This window comes from Escherichia sp. MOD1-EC5950, from assembly GCF_002965345.1.
Taxonomy (GTDB): Bacteria; Pseudomonadota; Gammaproteobacteria; order Enterobacterales; family Enterobacteriaceae; genus Escherichia; species Escherichia marmotae.
On the sequence record NZ_PTSR01000038.1, the window covers coordinates 1 to 18,786 of the forward strand.

Below are 18,786 nucleotides of genomic sequence, written 5' to 3' on the forward strand. Positions count from 1 at the left end.
GATGGCTGGGGTACCTGGATTCGAACCAGGGAATGCCGGTATCAAAAACCGGTGCCTTACCGCTTGGCGATACCCCATCCGTACAACGCTTTCTGGTGAATGGTGCGGGAGGCGAGACTTGAACTCGCACACCTTGCGGCGCCAGAACCTAAATCTGGTGCGTCTACCAATTTCGCCACTCCCGCAAAAAAAGATGGTGGCTACGACGGGATTCGAACCTGTGACCCCATCATTATGAGTGATGTGCTCTAACCAACTGAGCTACGTAGCCATCTTTTTTTTCGCGATACCTTATCGGCGTTGCGGGGCGCATTATGCGTATAGAGCCATGCAGCGTCAACCTCTTTTTCAAGGAAAATTGCTTGAAATTGACTGTTTGGTTAGGTTGCGAACAGCGTGGCGCTATATTCGTCAATTATTGTTTACTTTGTGTTTTTTCTACAGCCTGCAGCCATTCTTTTGTCATACGGGGTGAAACTCAGAATTCAACAATAGCGGCGGGAAATTAATCTATGAAATACTGACTCGTTGCAACAGGACAGAACAGGGATCGCTACGCCTGCATCTCTGCTACCACTTCAGGCGATTTATTGAGGGAATAATATGTTGCGTTTTATGACGGTGCTGGTCAGTGCTTTATTACTTATGCAATCGGCGTTTGCCGATACAGCCCGACCGGAAATTGGTAAGTATGTCTTTGGTTATCGTGGTCAGGAAGGAGCAGTGGTCTGGATGATGCGAATTGGGCCGAAAGCGGAAAATGAAGCCCTTGTTCAGGTATCTCATGTTGATAATGACATCGATGGTCAGATTTTTCGCTGCAAAGTAAAAGCATTACAGGAAGGTGAGAAATCGTATACCGCTGTAATCAAGGGCGAATCTTTTGAGTTATTACGCCTGAAAGAGGGAAATGGAAGCCTGCATATCCCGGATGAATCGGCAGCCTGGTCAGTCGCCTACAGTAATGAGTTATCTGACAGCGATGTAGCAAATCCGGAACATTTCCTCACAGCCTATCAGAATCAACAAGTTCCCCAGTAACTGAAATTGCCCCGGATTTCTCCGGGGCATTATTACACGTCTTATTTATACGCCGACTGGTGAACACCGACTGCACGACCCGATGGATCGTCCATTTTCTTGAACGCTTCATCCCACTCAATCGCTTTGGCAGAAGAACAGGCAACGGACGGCCCCCCTGGTACGCACTCTGCGGCACTTGGGAGCGGGAACAGTTCTTCAAAGATTTCGCGATACAGATACGCTTCTTTTGAGGTCGGCGTATTGTATGGGAAGCGGAAGCGGGCCGTTTCCAACTGTTGATCAGAAACCTGCTGCGCCGCCACTTCTTTCAGAGTGTCGATCCAGCTATAACCGACGCCATCTGAGAACTGCTCTTTCTGCCGCCAGGCCACACTTGCGGGCAGATACGCTTCAAAACATTCACGCAGGATGTGTTTTTCCATCTTGCCGTTGCCGCACATTTTGTCCTGCGGATTAATGCGCATCGCTACATCAAGGAATTTCTTGTCAAGGAACGGCACGCGTGCTTCCACGCCCCAGGCCGACATCGCTTTGTTGGCGCGTGCGCAGTCATACATATGCAGGGCCAGCAGCTTACGCACCGTCTCTTCATGCAACTCTTTGGCGTTCGGCGCTTTGTGGAAATAGAGATAACCGCCAAACACTTCGTCAGAACCTTCACCGGACAGTACCATCTTAATGCCCATCGCCTTGATCTTACGCGACATTAAATACATCGGCGTTGAAGCGCGAATCGTGGTCACATCATACGTTTCAATGTGATAAATCACGTCGCGGATGGCATCGAGACCTTCCTGTACGGTGAAGTGAATTTCGTGATGCACAGTGCCCAGATGATTTGCCACTTCCTGGGCCGCTTTCAGATCCGGTGAACCAGGCAGACCCACGGCAAAAGAGTGCAATTGCGGCCACCAGGCTTCTGAACGTTCCTGATCTTCCACGCGGCGGGCGGCGTATTTTTTGGTGATAGCCGAAATAATTGAGGAATCCAGACCACCGGAGAGCAGCACGCCGTAAGGCACGTCAGACATCAGGTGGCTTTTAACGGAATCTTCCAGTGCCTGACGCAGCTCGTTTTTGTCGGTCACGTTATCTTTCACCGCATCGTAGTCGAACCAGTCGCGGTGATAATAAGAACGGATTTCGCCGTCCTGACTCCACAGATAGCTCCCTGCCGGGAACTCTTTAATGGTGCGGCAAACCGGCACCAGGGCTTTCATTTCTGAGGCCACATATAGCTGGCCGTGTTCGTCATAACCCATATACAGAGGGATGATCCCCAGATGGTCGCGACCAATCAGATATGCATCTTTTTCGCTGTCGTACAGGGCAAAGGCAAACATGCCCTGCAAATCGTCGAGAAATTCCGCCCCTTTTTCCTGATACAACGCGAGGATCACTTCGCAGTCAGATCCAGTCTGGAACTGGTAACGATCGCCATACTCAGCACGCAGCGCCTGGTGGTTGTAGATTTCCCCGTTCACTGCCAGTACGTGGGTTTTTGATTGATTGTAGAGAGGCTGCGCACCCGCGTTAACATCAACAATTGACAGACGTTCGTGGGCGAGAATTGCATTATCGCTGGCATAAATACCGGACCAGTCCGGGCCACGATGACGCATCAGGCGTGACAGCTCGAGTGCTTTCTTCCGCAGCTCAACTGCGTCTGTTTTGATATCGAATACGCCAAAAATTGAACACATAACCTTCTCCGTTAACCTGGTGTTTGCTGCTTGTTGTGTTTGCTTGTTTAAAAAAATGCCGCAAAGCAGCAATGTGCGCAAGAGATTTGGCGGTGAAAAAATAAAAAACGTAATGGTGATTGATGAATGGTGAAAAAGAGAGGGGTATAGTGACCTGTTTATTGATGACTCGATAATTTTTAGCAGGTTTTATTGAATGGATATATTTTGCAGGGGGATCAGAAACCAAATCGCTTACAAAGTGAGATTTGTTCATGCCGGATGTGGCGTGAACGCCTTATCCGGCCTACAAAATTATGAAAATTCAATATATTGCAGGAGCTGCGTAGGCCTGATAAGCGTAGCGCATCAGGCAGTTTGGCGTTTGTCATCAATATCAACCACGTCCTGAGACGTGGTTGATTTTCAGATAACGTCGATTTCAGCGACTGATGGGTAAATCCAGCTAGGGCGGAACGGCATACTGTCGATATCGTCGAGCGACGAAACACCAGAGAGTACCAGAATCGTCTCCAGACCCGCCTGGAAGCCAGCCAGAATGTCGGTACGCAGGTTATCGCCAACAATCACCGTTTCTTCCGAGTGCGCCTGCATTTTGTTTAATGCTGCACGGATGATCCACGGGCTGGGTTTACCAACATAGAACGGTTTACGTCCGGAGATTTTCTCGATCCCCGCGCACAATGCGCCACAGGCCGGATAGAAACCACGTCCGTGAGTATCCGGGTTGGTGGCGATAAAACGTGCGCCGTTGGCGACGAAATATGCCGCTTTATGCATCATGTCCCAGTTGTATGAGCGCGTTTCGCCAACAATCACAAAGTCAGGATTAACATCGGTAATGGTAAAACCGGCTTTGTACAGTTCATGGATCAGCGCGCCTTCGCCCACTACATACGCTTTTTTGCCTTCCTGTCGACGCAGGAAATCGGCAGTTGCCATCGCGGAGGTATAAAACACACTGTCTGGCACATCGACACCGGCAGTGGCAAAGCGGTTTGCCAGGTCTTGCCCGGTCTGCGAAGGATAGTTGGTCAGCAACACCAACGGCAGGCCTTTATCCATAATCCCGTGCAAAAACTCCGCTGCACCCGGTACGGCGACGTTATCGTGCATCAGCACGCCGTCGATATCGCAAATTACATTTTTAATGGTCATGGACTACCCAGAATATTGACAACAATAAGCGCCACTATAAAAGCACATTAATTTTCCAGCAAATGCTGGAGCAAAATACCGTTGAGCATGGCGCGTTTTACCAGTGCAAAAGCACCGATTGCTGAGCGGTGATCCAGTTCGGAACGCACTACCGGCAGATTAGTGCGAAACGCCTTCAACGCCTGGGTATTAATGCAGCTTTCAATGGCGGGCAGCAGCACTTTATCGGCTTCGGTGATCTCACCGGCAATAACAATTTTTTGCGGGTTAAATAAGTTGATGGCAATGGCGATGGTTTTACCCAGATGGCGACCGACATACTCAATCACTTCCGACGCCAGACTGTCGCCTTTGTTTGCGGCTTTACAGATAGTTTTGATGGTGCAGTCATCCAGCGGCACGCGGCTCTGATAGCCCTGCTTTAACAGATTCAACACTCGTTGTTCAATGGCGGCGTTGGCAGCGATAGTTTCCAGACAACCGAAATTTCCGCAGTGGCAGCGTTCACCCAGCGGTTCAACCTGAATATGGCCAATTTCACCAACGTTGCCGTTGCGGCCGATAAAAATGCGCCCGTTAGAGATGATTCCGGCACCCGTTCCGCGGTGCACGCGCACCAGAATGGAGTCTTCGCAATCCTGACTCGCACCGAAGTAGTGCTCTGCCAGCGCCAGACTGCGGATATCGTGACCGACAAAACAGGTCACTTTAAAACGTTCTTCCAGAGCCTCTACCAGCCCCCAGTTTTCCACCTGGATATGCGGCATGTAATGAATTTTGCCGCTGTCCGGGTCGACAAGCCCTGGCAGAATAACCGAAATGGCGATTAACTCTCGCAGTTTGCGCTGGTAGCCATCAATAAACTGGGCGATGGCGTTTAAGAGCGCATGTTCCAGCGTTTGCTGGGTACGCTCTGGCAGCGGGTAATGTTCTTCTGCCAGCACTTTGCTGCTGAGATCAAACAGGGTGATGGTAGCGTCGTGACGACCAAGTCGTACGCCGATAGCCTGGAAATTGCGGGTTTCGGTGACAATAGAGATTGCGCGGCGGCCTCCGGTGGAGGCCTGCTGATCAACTTCTTTGATCAACCCGCGTTCGATAAGCTGACGCGTAATTTTAGTTACGCTGGCGGGGGCAAGCTGGCTTTGTTCGGCAATCTGAATTCGCGAGATTGGCCCATGTTGGTCAATCAGGCGATAAACCGCCGCGCTGTTAAGCTGTTTTACGAGATCAACATTACCTATCTGAGCTTGTCCGCCTGGTGTCATACTTTCTCTTATTGAGTTACGACCTCGTTACCGTTAACGATGGTCCTGGTGATTTTAAAATCAGGTGTGAATGCGGTCAGGTTGGCCACTTTACCTGCGGCGAGAGTGCCGAGACGTTTCTCAACGCCAATTGCACGCGCCGGATAAAGCGTCGCCATACGCAGCACTTCATCCAGTGCGATACCACAATGTTCGACCAGATTACGCACGCCTTCAATCATGGTTAAGGATGAACCACTTAACGTACCGTTCTCATCCACACAAAGTCCGTTGCGGTAGTATATTGTTTTACCCGCAAAAATGAACTGTTCAATATTGGCACCTGCTGGCGCAGTCGCATCGGTAACCAGACACAGTTTGTCGCCTTTCAGACGTTTGGCGTTGCGAATGTTAGCGTAATCAACGTGCAGGCCATCGGCAATAATACCGCAATAAATGTCAGCTTCGTCGAGGATCGCGCCCGCCAGACCCGGCTCACGCCCCGTAATATACGGCATCGCATTGTACAGATGGGTGGCAAAGGTAATCCCCGCGCGGAAACCGGCTTTCGCTTCTTTCAATGTGGCGTTGGAGTGACCGGCTGAAACCACAATACCAGCATTTGCCAGTTTACTGATCACTTCCGTTGGCACCATTTCCGGCGCTAGTGTGACTTTGGTAATAACATCGGCATTTTCACAAAGGAAATCGACCAGCGCGGCATCGGGCTTACGCACGAAATTCGGATTATGAGTGCCTTTTTTTACCAGATTCAGCCACGGACCTTCCAGATGCAGACCTAATGCCTGATTCGGATGTTTTGCCAGGTATTCGCGCATTACGCGCACACCCTGTTTCATCAGCTCATCGCTGGTGGTGATAAGCGTCGGCAGGTAGTTAGTACAGCCTGATTTCTCATTGGCTTTCTGCATGATTTCCAGCGTTTCCACGCTGACCGCTTCAGCAGTATCGTTGAACTGTACGCCACCGCAGCCGTTTAACTGCACATCGATAAAACCGGGGGAGAGAATGGCCCCGTTCAGTGAACGTTGTTCAATCTCTGGCGGCAGTTCCGCTACTGGACAGACGCTTTTAATCAGGCCATCAGCGATAACAACCGCATGGTCATCAAGAAATTCGTGGCCGGTAAAGATCCGGCCCTGGGTTAATGCATACATTCCGACCCCCGATATCAAAAATAATACAGCCCTGAACGAAACGTCAGGGCAGGGATAACAATTACAGACCTTTGATGTTTTCTGCTTCTAATTCATTGAAATATCTTAAAGTCTTAACTTTCAGCTCCATGGTCGAAGGTTCATCACACACCATGATCGCTTTCGGATGCAGTTGCAGACAGCTAATAGTCCACATGTGGTTAACGCAACCTTCAACGGCCGCCTGCAGTGCCAGTGCTTTCTGGCTACCCAGCACCAGAATCATCACTTCTTCGGCATCCAGCAGTGTACCCACACCGACGGTCAGCGCATATTTTGGCACCTGATTAACATCATTATCAAAGAAACGAGAGTTTGCGACGCGAGTGTCATGTGTCAGGGTTTTGATACGGGTGCGAGAGGCGAGAGAAGAGGCTGGTTCGTTAAATGCAATATGACCGTCGTTACCTACACCGCCCATAAACAGATGAATTTTACCGTAAGAGCGGATTTTTTCTTCATACTGGCGGCATTCGGCGTCGATATCCGGGGCGTTGCCATTGAGAAGGTTGATATTTTCTGCTGGAATATCAACGTGATCGAAGAAATTACGGTGCATAAAGCTGTAGTAGCTTTCCGGATGCTCTTTCGGCAGACCGACATACTCGTCCATGTTGAAAGTGACAACGTGCTTAAAGCTGACCTGGCCTGCTTTATGCATTTCGACTAACGCTTTATAGGTGGTCATCGGTGTGCCACCGGTCGGCAAGCCAAGCACGAACGGGCGATCGGCAGTCGGTTTGAACGCATTGATGCGATTGACGATATGGCGCGCAGCCCATTTGCCGACCTGTTCAGCAGTAGTCAGGGGGATCAGTCTCATTATTCACCTCGATAAGAAAAATTAAGCCGTTGGCGGATTTGGCATCTTTAAGCGTAACCTGGATTTGCGCAGACAGGCGTCAATCCGACCTGATTTTTTGAATGATAAAATAAGTTTTCTGGTTTAGCCAGTAAAAGGGAGTGATGATAACGATATTTGGTGACAAAACTCACAAAAGACACGCGTTTAATTTGCGGTACGAATTAATTTTTTACACACTCTGTAGCAGATGATCTAACAACCTGATTACAGAACATCGGCAGTACAGTTTGCAGCAAAATAAAAATACGGCTTTAAACAAGCCAAATAGGGTTCTCGTAGGGGGAATAAGATGAATATTTTAGGGTTTTTCCAGCGACTCGGTAGGGCGTTACAGCTCCCTATCGCGGTGCTGCCGGTGGCGGCACTGTTGCTGCGATTCGGCCAGCCAGATTTACTTAACGTTGCGTTTATTGCCCAGGCGGGCGGTGCGATTTTTGACAACCTTGCGCTTATCTTCGCGATCGGTGTGGCATCCAGTTGGTCAAAAGACAGCGCGGGCGCGGCGGCGCTGGCGGGGGCGGTCGGGTATTTTGTACTGACCAAAGCGATGGTAACCATCAACCCGGAAATTAACATGGGTGTTCTGGCGGGTATCATTACCGGTCTGGTCGGTGGTGCAGCCTATAACCGTTGGTCCGCGATTAAACTGCCTGACTTCCTGAGCTTCTTCGGCGGTAAACGCTTTGTGCCGATTGCCACTGGCTTCTTCTGTCTGGTGCTGGCAGCCATTTTTGGTTATGTCTGGCCGCCGGTGCAGCACGCTATTCATGCAGGTGGCGAATGGATCGTTTCTGCAGGCGCGCTGGGTTCCGGTATCTTTGGTTTCATCAACCGTCTGCTGATCCCAACGGGTCTGCATCAGGTGCTGAACACTATCGCCTGGTTCCAGATTGGTGAATTCACCAACGCGGCGGGTGCTGTATTCCACGGCGATATCAACCGCTTCTATGCGGGTGACGGCACGGCGGGGATGTTCATGTCCGGCTTCTTCCCGATCATGATGTTCGGTTTGCCGGGTGCAGCGCTGGCGATGTATTTTGCCGCGCCGAAAGAGCGTCGTCCGATGGTGGGTGGGATGCTGCTTTCCGTGGCTATCACCGCGTTCCTGACCGGTGTGACTGAGCCGCTGGAATTCCTGTTCATGTTCCTCGCTCCGCTGCTGTACCTCCTGCACGCACTGCTGACCGGCATCAGCCTGTTTGTCGCAACGTTGCTGGGTATCCACGCGGGCTTCTCCTTCTCTGCGGGTGCCATCGACTATGCGTTGATGTATAACCTGCCGGCCGCCAGCCAGAACGTCTGGATGCTGTTGGTGATGGGCGTTGTTTTCTTCGCTATCTACTTCGTGGTGTTCAGTGTGGTTATCCGCCTGTTCAACCTGAAAACGCCAGGTCGTGAAGATAAAGAAGACGAAATTGTTACTGAAGAAGCCAACAGCAACACTGAAGAAGGTCTGACTCAACTGGCGACCAACTATATTGCTGCGGTTGGCGGTAGTGACAACCTGAAAGCGATTGACGCCTGTATTACCCGTCTGCGCCTGACGGTGGCTGACTCAGCTCTCGTCAACGATGCGATGTGTAAACGTCTGGGTGCTTCTGGTGTGGTGAAACTGAACAAGCAGACTATTCAGGTGATTGTCGGTGCGAAAGCCGAATCTATCGGTGATGCAATGAAGAAAGTCGTTGCCCGTGGGCCGGTAGCAGCAGCGTCTGCTGAAGCCGCTCCGGCAACCGCTGCTCCGGCAGCAAAACCACAGGCTGTACCAAACGCAGTGTCTATCGTTGAACTGGTATCACCGATTACTGGTGATGTTGTGGCGCTGGATCAGGTGCCAGACGAAGCATTCGCCAGCAAAGCGGTGGGTGACGGTGTGGCGGTGAAACCGACGGATAAAATCGTTGTATCACCAGCCGCAGGGACTATCGTGAAAATCTTCAACACCAACCACGCGTTCTGCCTGGAAACCGAAAAAGGCGCGGAAATCGTAGTCCACATGGGTATCGATACTGTGGCGCTGGAAGGTAAAGGTTTTAAACGTCTGGTGGAAGAGGGCGCGCAGGTAAGCGCAGGGCAACCGATTCTGGAAATGGATCTGGATTACCTGAACGCTAACGCTCGCTCGATGATCAGTCCGGTTGTTTGCAGCAATATCGACGATTTCAGCGGCCTGGTTATTAAAGCCCAGGGGCACGTCGTAGCGGGTCAAACACCGCTGTTTGAAATCAAAAAGTAATCGGCTTTATGCCTGATGCGACGCTTGACGCGTCTTATCAGGCCCGTAGGTTGGATAAGACGCGTCAAGCGTCGCATCCAACAATGACAAGCGGTGGGGATCTTCTCTACCGCTTTTTTTTTCATCAATCATCCCCATAATCTTTGTTAGATTTTTCGATTTTCTCTAACTAACAGTTGTCAGCCTGTCTCGCTTATAAGATCATACGCCGTTATACGTTGTTTACGCTTTGAGGAATCCACGATGAGTGAGGCTGAAGCCCGCCCGACTAACTTTATTCGTCAGATCATCGATGAAGATCTGGCCAGTGGTAAGCACACCACAGTACACACCCGTTTCCCGCCGGAGCCGAATGGCTATCTGCATATTGGCCATGCGAAATCTATCTGCCTGAACTTCGGGATCGCCCAGGACTATAAAGGCCAGTGCAACCTGCGTTTCGACGACACCAACCCGGTAAAAGAAGATATCGAGTACGTCGAGTCGATCAAAAACGACGTTGAGTGGTTAGGTTTTCACTGGTCAGGTAACGTCCGTTACTCCTCCGATTATTTTGATCAACTCCACGCCTATGCTGTTGAACTGATCAATAAAGGCCTGGCATATGTTGATGAACTGACGCCAGAGCAAATCCGCGAATATCGTGGCACTCTGACGCAGCCGGGTAAAAACAGCCCATACCGCGACCGCAGCGTTGAAGAGAACCTGGCGCTGTTCGAGAAGATGCGTACCGGCGGTTTTGAAGAAGGTAAAGCCTGCCTGCGTGCGAAAATCGACATGGCATCGCCGTTTATCGTGATGCGCGATCCGGTGCTGTATCGCATTAAGTTTGCTGAACATCATCAGACCGGCAACAAGTGGTGCATCTACCCGATGTACGACTTCACCCACTGCATCAGCGATGCGTTGGAAGGTATTACCCACTCTCTGTGTACGCTGGAGTTCCAGGATAACCGTCGTCTGTACGACTGGGTTCTGGACAACATCACTATTCCTGTTCATCCGCGCCAGTACGAATTCTCGCGTCTGAATCTGGAATACACCGTGATGTCCAAGCGTAAACTGAACCAGTTGGTGACCGACAAGCACGTAGAAGGCTGGGACGATCCGCGTATGCCGACCATTTCCGGTCTGCGTCGTCGTGGTTATACCGCGGCTTCTATTCGTGAGTTCTGCAAACGCATTGGCGTGACCAAGCAGGACAACACTATTGAGATGGCGTCGCTGGAATCCTGCATCCGTGAAGATCTTAACGAAAACGCCCCTCGCGCAATGGCAGTTATCGATCCAGTAAAACTGGTTATCGAAAACTATCAGGGCGAAGGCGAAATGGTTACCATGCCGAACCATCCGAACAAACCGGAAATGGGTAGCCGCCAGGTGCCGTTTAGTGCTGAGATTTGGATCGATCGTGCCGATTTCCGCGAAGAAGCCAACAAACAGTACAAACGTCTGGTGCTGGGTAAAGAAGTGCGTCTGCGTAATGCTTACGTGATTAAAGCGGAACGCGTGGAGAAAGATGCTGAAGGCAATATCACCACTATCTTCTGTACTTACGATGCTGACACCCTGAGCAAAGATCCGGCTGATGGTCGTAAGGTCAAAGGCGTTATCCACTGGGTAAGTGCGGCACATGCGCTACCGGTTGAAATCCGTCTGTATGACCGTCTGTTCAGCGTGCCGAATCCAGGCGCTGCGGATGATTTCCTGTCGGTGATTAACCCGGAATCGCTGGTGATCAAACAGGGCTTTGCTGAACCGTCGCTGAAAGATGCGGTAGCAGGTAAAGCGTTCCAGTTTGAGCGTGAAGGCTATTTCTGTCTCGACAGTCGCCATTCCACTGCGGAAAAACCAGTATTTAACCGCACCGTTGGGCTGCGTGATACCTGGGCGAAGGTTGGCGAGTAACGTTAAGTTCCACTTTGCCGGATAAGGCGTCCACGCCGCATCCGGCATGAACAAAGTGCACTTCGTCAACAATCCCAAACGCCGCACTCAGCGGCGTTTTTTCTGCTTTTCTTCGCGAATTAATTCCGCTTTGTAATTTATCCATAAAACAAATTTAAAATCACCAGCCATAATTTAATCGAATGCGACTGCCTTCATCCCACTGGAAAGCCGCATATTTTTCTTCTACGCGCTCTCCTGGTACAAATTTAAACCTTGTAACAAAAATCATCAAAATATGTGCGGTTGCTCATGTTCTTACATTCTCGTTACAGAAAGAGATTGATAATTCGCGGCGCGAAAAATAGTCTGTTCCTGTAGTCAGCGAGACTTTTCTCAACGCTACTTTTTTAATTTTTTATTTTTTCGCTGTTCACCCTTGGTGCAGCAATTTATACGTCAAAGAGGATTAACCCATGCGTACGTTTAGTGGTAAACGTAGTACGCTGGCGCTGGCTATCGCCGGTGTTACAGCAATGTCGGGCTTTATGGCAATGCCGGAGGCTCACGCCGAAGGATTTATCGACGATTCAACCTTAACCGGCGGTATCTATTACTGGCAGCGTGAACGTGACCGTAAAGATGTTACCGACGGCGACAAATACAAAACCAACCTTTCTCACTCCACCTGGAACGCCAACCTCGATTTTCAGTCTGGTTATGCCGCGGATATGTTCGGCCTTGATATTGCTGCGTTTACGGCGATTGAAATGGCGGAAAATGGCGACAGTTCACACCCGAACGAAATCGCTTTTTCGAAAAGTAATAAAGCCTATGACGAAGACTGGTCAGGCGATAAAAGCGGTATAAGCCTGTATAAAGCAGCGGCCAAATTTAAATACGGTCCGGCGTGGGCGAGAGCAGGTTATATTCAGCCAACCGGTCAGACGCTGTTAGCGCCGCACTGGAGCTTTATGCCGGGTACTTATCAGGGCGCGGAAGCCGGGGCTAATTTTGATTACGGTGATGCTGGTGCGTTGAGCTTCTCCTACATGTGGACCAACGAATATAAAGCGCCGTGGCATCTGGAAATGGATGAGTTTTATCAGAACGATAAAACCACCAAAGTTGATTACCTGCACTCCCTCGGGGCGAAGTACGATTTCAAAAATAACCTCGTGCTGGAAGCGGCATTTGGTCAGGCTGAAGGGTATATCGATCAGTATTTTGCTAAAGCCAGCTACAAATTTGATATCGCCGGTAGCCCGCTAACTACCAGCTACCAGTTCTACGGTACGCGCGATAAAGTTGACGATCGCAGCGTCAACGATCTTTACGACGGCACCGCCTGGCTACAGGCGTTGACCTTTGGCTACCGGGCGGCTGACGTAGTGGATTTGCGCCTGGAAGGCACCTGGGTGAAAGCTGACGGTCAGCAGGGGTACTTCTTACAGCGTATGACCCCAACCTACGCTTCCTCTAACGGCCGCCTGGATATCTGGTGGGATAACCGTTCTGATTTTAACGCCAACGGCGAAAAAGCGGTCTTCTTCGGCGCGATGTATGATCTGAAAAACTGGAATCTTCCAGGTTTCGCCATCGGCGCTTCTTACGTTTACGCCTGGGATGCCAAACCCGCTACCTGGCAGAGCAACCCGGATGCGTTCTACGACAAGAACCGGACTATTGAAGAGTCTGCATACAGCCTGGATGCGGTCTACACCCTTCAGGATGGTCGCGCCAAAGGTACGATGTTCAAGCTGCACTTCACCGAATACGATAACCACTCCGATATCCCGAGCTGGGGCGGCGGTTACGGCAACATCTTCCAGGATGAGCGTGACGTGAAGTTTATGGTTATCGCGCCATTCACTATCTTCTGATGTCCGACGCGGCAGGTTTTTCGCCTGCCGCACGTTTGAGGAATTTGCTATGAAGAAACTGATTCTCATCGCCATGATGGCATCGGGGTTGGTGGCCTGTGCGCAATCAACCGCGCCACAGGAAGATAGTCGTCTGAAAGAGGCGTACAGCGCCTGTATTAATACCGCACAAGGCTCGCCGGAAAAAATTGAAGCCTGCCAGAGCGTGTTAAACGTGCTGAAGAAAGAGAAACAACATCAGCAGTTTGCCGAGCAGGAAAGTGTGCGCGTGCTGGATTATCAGCAGTGTATTCAGGCAACGCAAACCGGTAATGATCAGGCGGTGAAAGCCGATTGTGATAAGGTCTGGCAGGAAATTCGCAGTAATAACGCTACGCAGTAAAAAACAAAAAGCGAGAGCTGTAACTCTCGCTTTTCTTATTTCTCTTTATAAAAAAGCCAACCCGCAGGTTGGCTTTTTCTCGTTCAGGCTGACTTAATTGCCTTCGTGCGCGTGCTCATCTTCGCGGCAATCGCCTTCGGCGCAGTGACCGTAAAGATAGAGACTATGGTTAGTCAGGCGAATGCCGTGTTTTGCGGCAATTTCACGCTGACGCGCTTCGATAGATTCATCACTAAATTCGATAACCTTGCCGCAATCGAGGCAGATCAGGTGATCGTGGTGATGTTGCTGGGTCAGTTCAAATACGGATTTACCGCCTTCAAAATTGTGGCGGGTGACGATACCGGCGTCGTCAAACTGGTTCAGTACGCGATATACGGTAGCCAGACCAATTTCTTCACCCATATCGATCAGACGTTTGTACAAATCTTCCGCACTGACGTGATGGTTGTCCGGCTCCTGAAGAACTTCCAGGATTTTTAAGCGTGGAAGCGTTACTTTCAGGCCAGCTTTCTTTAGGGCGGTATTGTTATCAGTCATGCGGAATCTGTCCTGTTACTAAGCGATTCACTTCATTAAAAGAAGTGACAGAATTTGCTCTTGAGATAATGCGTATCATTATAGAATTGCCATGCCTAAATGAAAACTACAAGTCCCTGGCAAATATTGTTAATAAAAACGTGGCTTAGCTTACATTTACATCGGTAAGGCCACTTCAACACTGGAACATTGTACAGGTACAACGGCAAAAGTTACAAATTTGTAGCAATTATTTTGATTGGCATTATCTATTAATACGGCGTAGACATGAGTCTACGCCGCATCACATCAGGCGTTGATAATTTCGTCGAGATGCAGCTCTTCAGAAATTTGTTTCACCCATTTTTCCACGCGTTCGGCGGTTAGTTCCGGCTGACGGTCTTCGTCGATAGCCAGACCGACAAAGTGGTTGTCATCCGCCAGACCTTTTGAGGCTTCGAAATGGTAGCCCGCAGTTGGCCAGTGACCAACGATGGTAGCACCACGCGGTTCGATGATGTCACGGATAGTGCCTAACGCGTCGCAGAAATATTCTGCGTAATCTTCCTGGTCGCCACAGCCAAACAGTGCAACCAGTTTACCATTGAAATCAATCTCTTCGAGAGTCGGGAAGAAGTCGTCCCAGTCACACTGCGCTTCGCCGTAGTACCAGGTTGGGATGCCCAGCAGCAGAATGTCATAAGCTTCCAGATCTTCTTTGCTGCTTTTTGCAATGTCATGGACATCGGCAACGTCTTTACCAAGCTGTTTTTGAATCATTTTTGCGATATTTTCGGTATTACCGGTGTCGCTGCCGAAAAAGATGCCAGTGATAGCCATGAGTGAAATAACCTCTTGAAACTTATTGAAATGGGGGTGGCAAATTGCCCACGGATAAAGGCAATCATAGCAGAACAGGCAGTCTTGCGGAATCAGCAAACTCGCAGGACTGCACACTGTGCTACACGATTTTTTTGTCCAACTTCAAGTTACATGGGCTGTAACCCGAATTATTTGAGTAAAGGATGGGATCAGACGATGCCCTGACTACGCAGCGCCGCGAGTTGTTGCATCAACATCTCTTCGATCAGTTCGCTACGGCTCATATTACGCGACTCTGCCAGCTCGTTCAGCGCCTCGACAGCTTCTGCATTCAGCTTCAGTTCGACACGCTTAAGACCACGTACTTTGTCGCGTTTTAGCTGGTTGCGTTTATTAATACGCAGCTGTTCATCGCGCGAAAGCGGATTGGTTTTCGGTCGTCCCGGTCGACGCTCGTGCGCGAACAGATCTAATGTCGTACGGTCCGTTTGTTCTTTGGCCATGATCTTGGTGACTTCGGGGGAAACAATCAGCCAGGCGTCTGCCCGGATGGATAGCGCGCCATAATACATCAGCGCGATGAGTCACGCCAACGCCCACGCGCGGAAAGCGACGCAGACGCTGGGTTTTTAATCAGTTGCATTAATCATTGAGATAGCGGCGGATGGCGCGCAGCACTGCATCAGGTTTTTCTGCGTGTACCCAGTGACCCGCACCTGCAATCACATGCGCCCGTGCCTGCGGAAATTGCGCCAGTAAATCATCACGATATTGTTCAGTAACATACGGCGAATTACCACCGGGGATAAATAGGGCGGGGTGATCCCACGCCGGGATTTTCTCCCAACCCACAATATGCGGATACTGATCCCACAACACCGGCACGTTAAAACGCCATTCGCCGTCAACGTAGGATTTCAACAGAAACTGAATCACCCCTTCTTCATTCAGATGCTGACGCATCACCGTCGCCGCCTGTTGACGTGTTTGTGCGTCAGATTCGCTGACCGCGTTGATGGCCGCGAAAATCTCATCATGACGGCGCACGTGATAATCGACGGGCGCAATATCGATTGCCACCAGTTTATCGATGCGATCAGGGGCCAGCGCGGTGAGCGCCATTACTGCTTTGCCGCCCATTGAGTGGCCAATAAATGTCGCCTTATCGATCTGCTGAGCATCCAGCGTATCCAGCAGATCCTGCGCTATCGCCGGATAATTCATCACAGGATCGCGCGGTGAAAGTCCGTGGTTACGCATATCCACCTGGATGATATCGTGGTCGCTCACCAGGTCACGTGCCAGCACGCCGAGGTTGTCGAGACTACCAAACAGACCATGAACAAGGACGATGGGAGAATTATTGTGCTGATTTTGTGTAGATTGCGCGCGGATATTCAATTTCATGGCAAAGTTCTTTTTTTCGCGAAGTCGGGTTAGGGTATTATGTTGACCATTGTGCCACAGGGCTGCAACAAATAAGGTTTAATCCGAGTTTTTCTGCAAGCCAGGCTTGACGCTATCCGCTGCCGGGATTTATTCATATACTCCTGGCGACTTGTATTCAGCTAAGACACCGCACTGGATTAAGATGAAAACGATTGAAGTTGATGATGAACTCTACAGCTATATTGCCAGCCACACTAAGCATATCGGCGAGAGCGCATCCGACATTTTACGGCGTATGTTGAAGTTTTCCGCCGCATCACAGCCTGCTGCTCCGGTGACGAAAGAGGTTCGCATTGCGTCGCCTGCTATCGTCGAAGCGAAGCCGATCAAAACGATTAAAGACAAAGTACGCGCAATGCGTGAACTTCTGCTTTCCGATGAATACGCAGAGCAGAAGCGTGCGGTCAACCGCTTTATGCTGCTGTTGTCTACACTATATTCTCTTGACGCCCAGGCGTTTGCCGAAGCAACGGAATCGTTGCACGGTCGCACGCGCGTTTACTTTGCGGCAGATGAACAGACGCTGCTGAAAAATGGTAATCAGACCAAGCCGAAACACGTGCCAGGCACGCCGTATTGGGTGATCACCAACACTAACACTGGCCGTAAATGCAGCATGATTGAACACATCATGCAGTCGATGCAATTCCCGGCGGAATTGATTGAGAAGGTTTGCGGGACAATTTAAAACAACGTTGCAGATAAAGGACAAAGCAATGGCAATCCACAATCGTGCAGGCCAGCCTGCACAACAGAGTGATTTGATTAATGTCGCCCAACTGACGGCGCAATATTATGTACTGAAACCAGAAGCAGGGAATGCGGAGCACGCGGTGAAATTCGGTACTTCCGGTCACCGTGGCAGTGCAGCGCGCCACAGCTTTAACGAGCCGCACATTCTGGCGATCGCTCAAGCGATTGCCGAAGAACGTGCGAAAAACGGCATCACTGGCCCTTGCTATGTGGGTAAAGATACTCACGCCTTGTCCGAACCTGCATTCATTTCCGTGCTGGAAGTGCTGGCAGCAAACGGGGTTGATGTCATTGTGCAGGAAAATAATGGCTTCACTCCGACACCTGCCGTTTCCAATGCCATTCTGGTTCACAACAAAAAAGGTGGCCCGCTGGCAGATGGTATCGTGATTACGCCGTCCCATAACCCGCCGGAAGATGGTGGTATCAAATACAATCCGCCAAATGGTGGCCCGGCTGATACCAACGTCACCAAAGTGGTGGAAGACAGGGCCAACGCACTGCTGGCCGATGGCCTGAAAGATGTGAAGCGTATCTCCCTTGACGAAGCGATGGCATCCGGTCATGTGAAAGAACAAGATCTGGTGCAACCGTTCGTGGAAGGTCTGGCCGATATCGTCGATATGGCGGCGATTCAGAAGGCTGGCCTGACGCTGGGTGTCGATCCGTTGGGTGGTTCCGGTATCGAATACTGGAAGCGCATTGGCGAGTATTACAATCTCAACCTGACCATCGTTAACGATCAGGTCGATCAGACTTTCCGCTTTATGCACCTCGACAAAGACGGCGCGATCCGTATGGACTGCTCCTCTGAGTGTGCGATGGCGGGTCTGCTGGCACTGCGTGATAAGTTCGATCTGGCGTTTGCTAACGATCCGGATTATGACCGTCACGGCATCGTTACTCCGGCAGGTTTGATGAATCCGAACCACTACCTGGCAGTAGCGATCAATTACTTGTTCCAGCATCGTCCGCAGTGGGGCAAAGATGTTGCCGTCGGTAAAACGCTGGTTTCTTCTGCGATGATCGACCGTGTGGTCAATGACCTGGGTCGCAAGCTGGTAGAAGTACCGGTAGGTTTCAAATGGTTTGTGGATGGTCTGTTTGACGGCAGCTTCGGCTTTGGCGGCGAAGAGAGCGCGGGCGCTTCGTTCCTGCGTTTCGACGGTACGCCGTGGTCAACTGATAAAGACGGCATCATTATGTGTCTGCTGGCGGCGGAAATTACTGCCGTCACCGGCAAAAACCCGCAGGAACACTACAACGAGCTGGCAAAACGCTTTGGTGCGCCGAGCTACAACCGTTTGCAGGCAGCAGCAACTTCCGCACAGAAAGCGGCGCTGTCTAAGCTGTCTCCGGAAATGGTGAGCGCCAGCACTCTGGCAGGCGACCCAATCACCGCGCGTCTGACCGCTGCGCCGGGCAACGGTGCTTCTATCGGTGGTTTGAAAGTGATGACCGACAACGGCTGGTTCGCCGCGCGTCCGTCAGGCACGGAAGACGCATACAAGATCTACTGCGAAAGCTTCCTTGGCGAAGCACATCGTAAGCAGATCGAGAAAGAGGCGGTTGAGATTGTTAGCGAAGTTCTGAAAAACGCGTAATCATATAAAGTAAAAAA

17 protein-coding genes and 3 tRNA genes are annotated in these 18,786 nt (G+C 50.6%); 7 read left to right on the forward strand and 13 right to left on the reverse strand.

What is annotated here, in order from left to right; all coding sequences use genetic code 11:
• Positions 1-2: 2 nt before the first annotated feature.
• The 3 genes from BEA93_RS21825 to BEA93_RS21835 all read right to left on the reverse strand — a co-directional run bounded on the left by BEA93_RS21825 (position 3) and on the right by BEA93_RS21835 (position 271).
• Positions 3-77: transfer RNA gene (locus tag BEA93_RS21825), tRNA-Gln, on the reverse strand.
• 23 nt (positions 78-100) lie between these two features.
• Positions 101-185 (reverse strand) — tRNA-Leu (locus BEA93_RS21830).
• 9 nt (positions 186-194) lie between these two features.
• Positions 195-271 (reverse strand) — tRNA-Met (locus tag BEA93_RS21835).
• A 332-nt stretch (positions 272-603) separates the two neighbouring features.
• Between BEA93_RS21835 and BEA93_RS21845 the strand changes: the two genes are divergently transcribed.
• Positions 604-1,041 carry a hypothetical protein gene (locus BEA93_RS21845; RefSeq protein WP_000943492.1) on the forward strand — a complete coding sequence of 146 codons (438 nt, stop codon included), beginning with the start codon at positions 604-606 and terminating at the stop codon, positions 1,039-1,041.
• Positions 1,042-1,082: 41 nt separating this feature from the next.
• Here BEA93_RS21845 and asnB read toward each other — a convergent pair whose 3' ends face one another.
• The 5 genes from asnB to nagB all read right to left on the reverse strand — a co-directional run bounded on the left by asnB (position 1,083) and on the right by nagB (position 7,192).
• Positions 1,083-2,747, reverse strand: a complete 1,665-nt coding sequence (gene asnB, locus BEA93_RS21850; RefSeq protein ID WP_000337102.1) for an asparagine synthase B — start codon at positions 2,745-2,747, stop codon at positions 1,083-1,085.
• A gap of 405 nt (positions 2,748-3,152) precedes the next feature.
• Positions 3,153-3,905 (reverse strand): ribonucleotide monophosphatase NagD, encoded by a 753-nt coding sequence (gene nagD, locus BEA93_RS21860; protein WP_000153129.1) that lies wholly within the window; start codon positions 3,903-3,905, stop codon positions 3,153-3,155.
• Between the two features lie 47 nt (positions 3,906-3,952).
• A complete protein-coding gene (nagC, locus tag BEA93_RS21865) occupies positions 3,953-5,173 on the reverse strand; it encodes a DNA-binding transcriptional regulator NagC (RefSeq protein ID WP_000187581.1) in 1,221 nt (406 codons plus the stop codon).
• 8 nt (positions 5,174-5,181) lie between these two features.
• Positions 5,182-6,330, reverse strand: coding sequence for an N-acetylglucosamine-6-phosphate deacetylase (gene nagA, locus BEA93_RS21870; RefSeq protein ID WP_000271161.1), 1,149 nt, complete (start codon positions 6,328-6,330; stop codon positions 5,182-5,184).
• 61 nt (positions 6,331-6,391) lie between these two features.
• On the reverse strand, positions 6,392-7,192 hold the full coding sequence (gene nagB / locus BEA93_RS21875; RefSeq protein WP_001237072.1) for a glucosamine-6-phosphate deaminase: 801 nt from the start codon (positions 7,190-7,192) through the stop codon (positions 6,392-6,394).
• A 331-nt stretch (positions 7,193-7,523) separates the two neighbouring features.
• Here nagB and nagE point away from each other — a divergent pair, with 331 nt between their 5' ends.
• From nagE to chiQ, 4 genes are all read left to right on the forward strand, one after another.
• On the forward strand, positions 7,524-9,470 hold the full coding sequence (nagE, locus tag BEA93_RS21880) for a PTS N-acetyl glucosamine transporter subunit IIABC (protein ID WP_001023084.1): 1,947 nt from the start codon (positions 7,524-7,526) through the stop codon (positions 9,468-9,470).
• A 243-nt stretch (positions 9,471-9,713) separates the two neighbouring features.
• A complete protein-coding gene (gene glnS / locus BEA93_RS21885) occupies positions 9,714-11,378 on the forward strand; it encodes a glutamine--tRNA ligase (RefSeq protein ID WP_001287173.1) in 1,665 nt (554 codons plus the stop codon).
• A gap of 455 nt (positions 11,379-11,833) precedes the next feature.
• Complete coding sequence (chiP, locus tag BEA93_RS21890; RefSeq protein WP_085448777.1) at positions 11,834-13,240, forward strand: chitoporin ChiP; 1,407 nt, start codon at positions 11,834-11,836, stop codon at positions 13,238-13,240.
• A gap of 49 nt (positions 13,241-13,289) precedes the next feature.
• Positions 13,290-13,622: a ChiQ/YbfN family lipoprotein gene (gene chiQ / locus BEA93_RS21895; RefSeq protein WP_001515975.1), complete on the forward strand. Its 333-nt coding sequence runs from the start codon at positions 13,290-13,292 to the stop codon at positions 13,620-13,622.
• 93 nt (positions 13,623-13,715) lie between these two features.
• Here chiQ and fur read toward each other — a convergent pair whose 3' ends face one another.
• From fur to ybfF, 5 genes are all read right to left on the reverse strand, one after another.
• Positions 13,716-14,162, reverse strand: a complete 447-nt coding sequence (fur, locus tag BEA93_RS21900; RefSeq protein ID WP_000131707.1) for a ferric iron uptake transcriptional regulator — start codon at positions 14,160-14,162, stop codon at positions 13,716-13,718.
• Positions 14,155-14,241 carry a fur leader peptide gene (gene uof, locus BEA93_RS21905; RefSeq protein ID WP_010380762.1) on the reverse strand — a complete coding sequence of 29 codons (87 nt, stop codon included), beginning with the start codon at positions 14,239-14,241 and terminating at the stop codon, positions 14,155-14,157. Before uof ends, fur begins: the two co-directional genes overlap by 8 nt.
• A gap of 209 nt (positions 14,242-14,450) precedes the next feature.
• A complete protein-coding gene (gene fldA / locus BEA93_RS21910; RefSeq protein WP_001515976.1) occupies positions 14,451-14,981 on the reverse strand; it encodes a flavodoxin FldA in 531 nt (176 codons plus the stop codon).
• 191 nt (positions 14,982-15,172) lie between these two features.
• Complete coding sequence (gene ybfE / locus BEA93_RS21915; protein ID WP_001300829.1) at positions 15,173-15,466, reverse strand: LexA regulated protein; 294 nt, start codon at positions 15,464-15,466, stop codon at positions 15,173-15,175.
• A 139-nt stretch (positions 15,467-15,605) separates the two neighbouring features.
• The gene (gene ybfF, locus BEA93_RS21920; protein ID WP_105224658.1) at positions 15,606-16,370 is read right to left on the reverse strand and encodes an esterase; all 765 of its coding nucleotides are present in this window, start codon (positions 16,368-16,370) and stop codon (positions 15,606-15,608) included.
• Between the two features lie 184 nt (positions 16,371-16,554).
• Here ybfF and seqA point away from each other — a divergent pair, with 184 nt between their 5' ends.
• Complete coding sequence (gene seqA, locus BEA93_RS21925) at positions 16,555-17,100, forward strand: replication initiation negative regulator SeqA (RefSeq protein WP_001515978.1); 546 nt, start codon at positions 16,555-16,557, stop codon at positions 17,098-17,100.
• Positions 17,101-17,128: 28 nt separating this feature from the next.
• The gene (gene pgm, locus BEA93_RS21930; RefSeq protein ID WP_010380767.1) at positions 17,129-18,769 is read left to right on the forward strand and encodes a phosphoglucomutase (alpha-D-glucose-1,6-bisphosphate-dependent); all 1,641 of its coding nucleotides are present in this window, start codon (positions 17,129-17,131) and stop codon (positions 18,767-18,769) included.
• Positions 18,770-18,786: the final 17 nt, after the last annotated feature.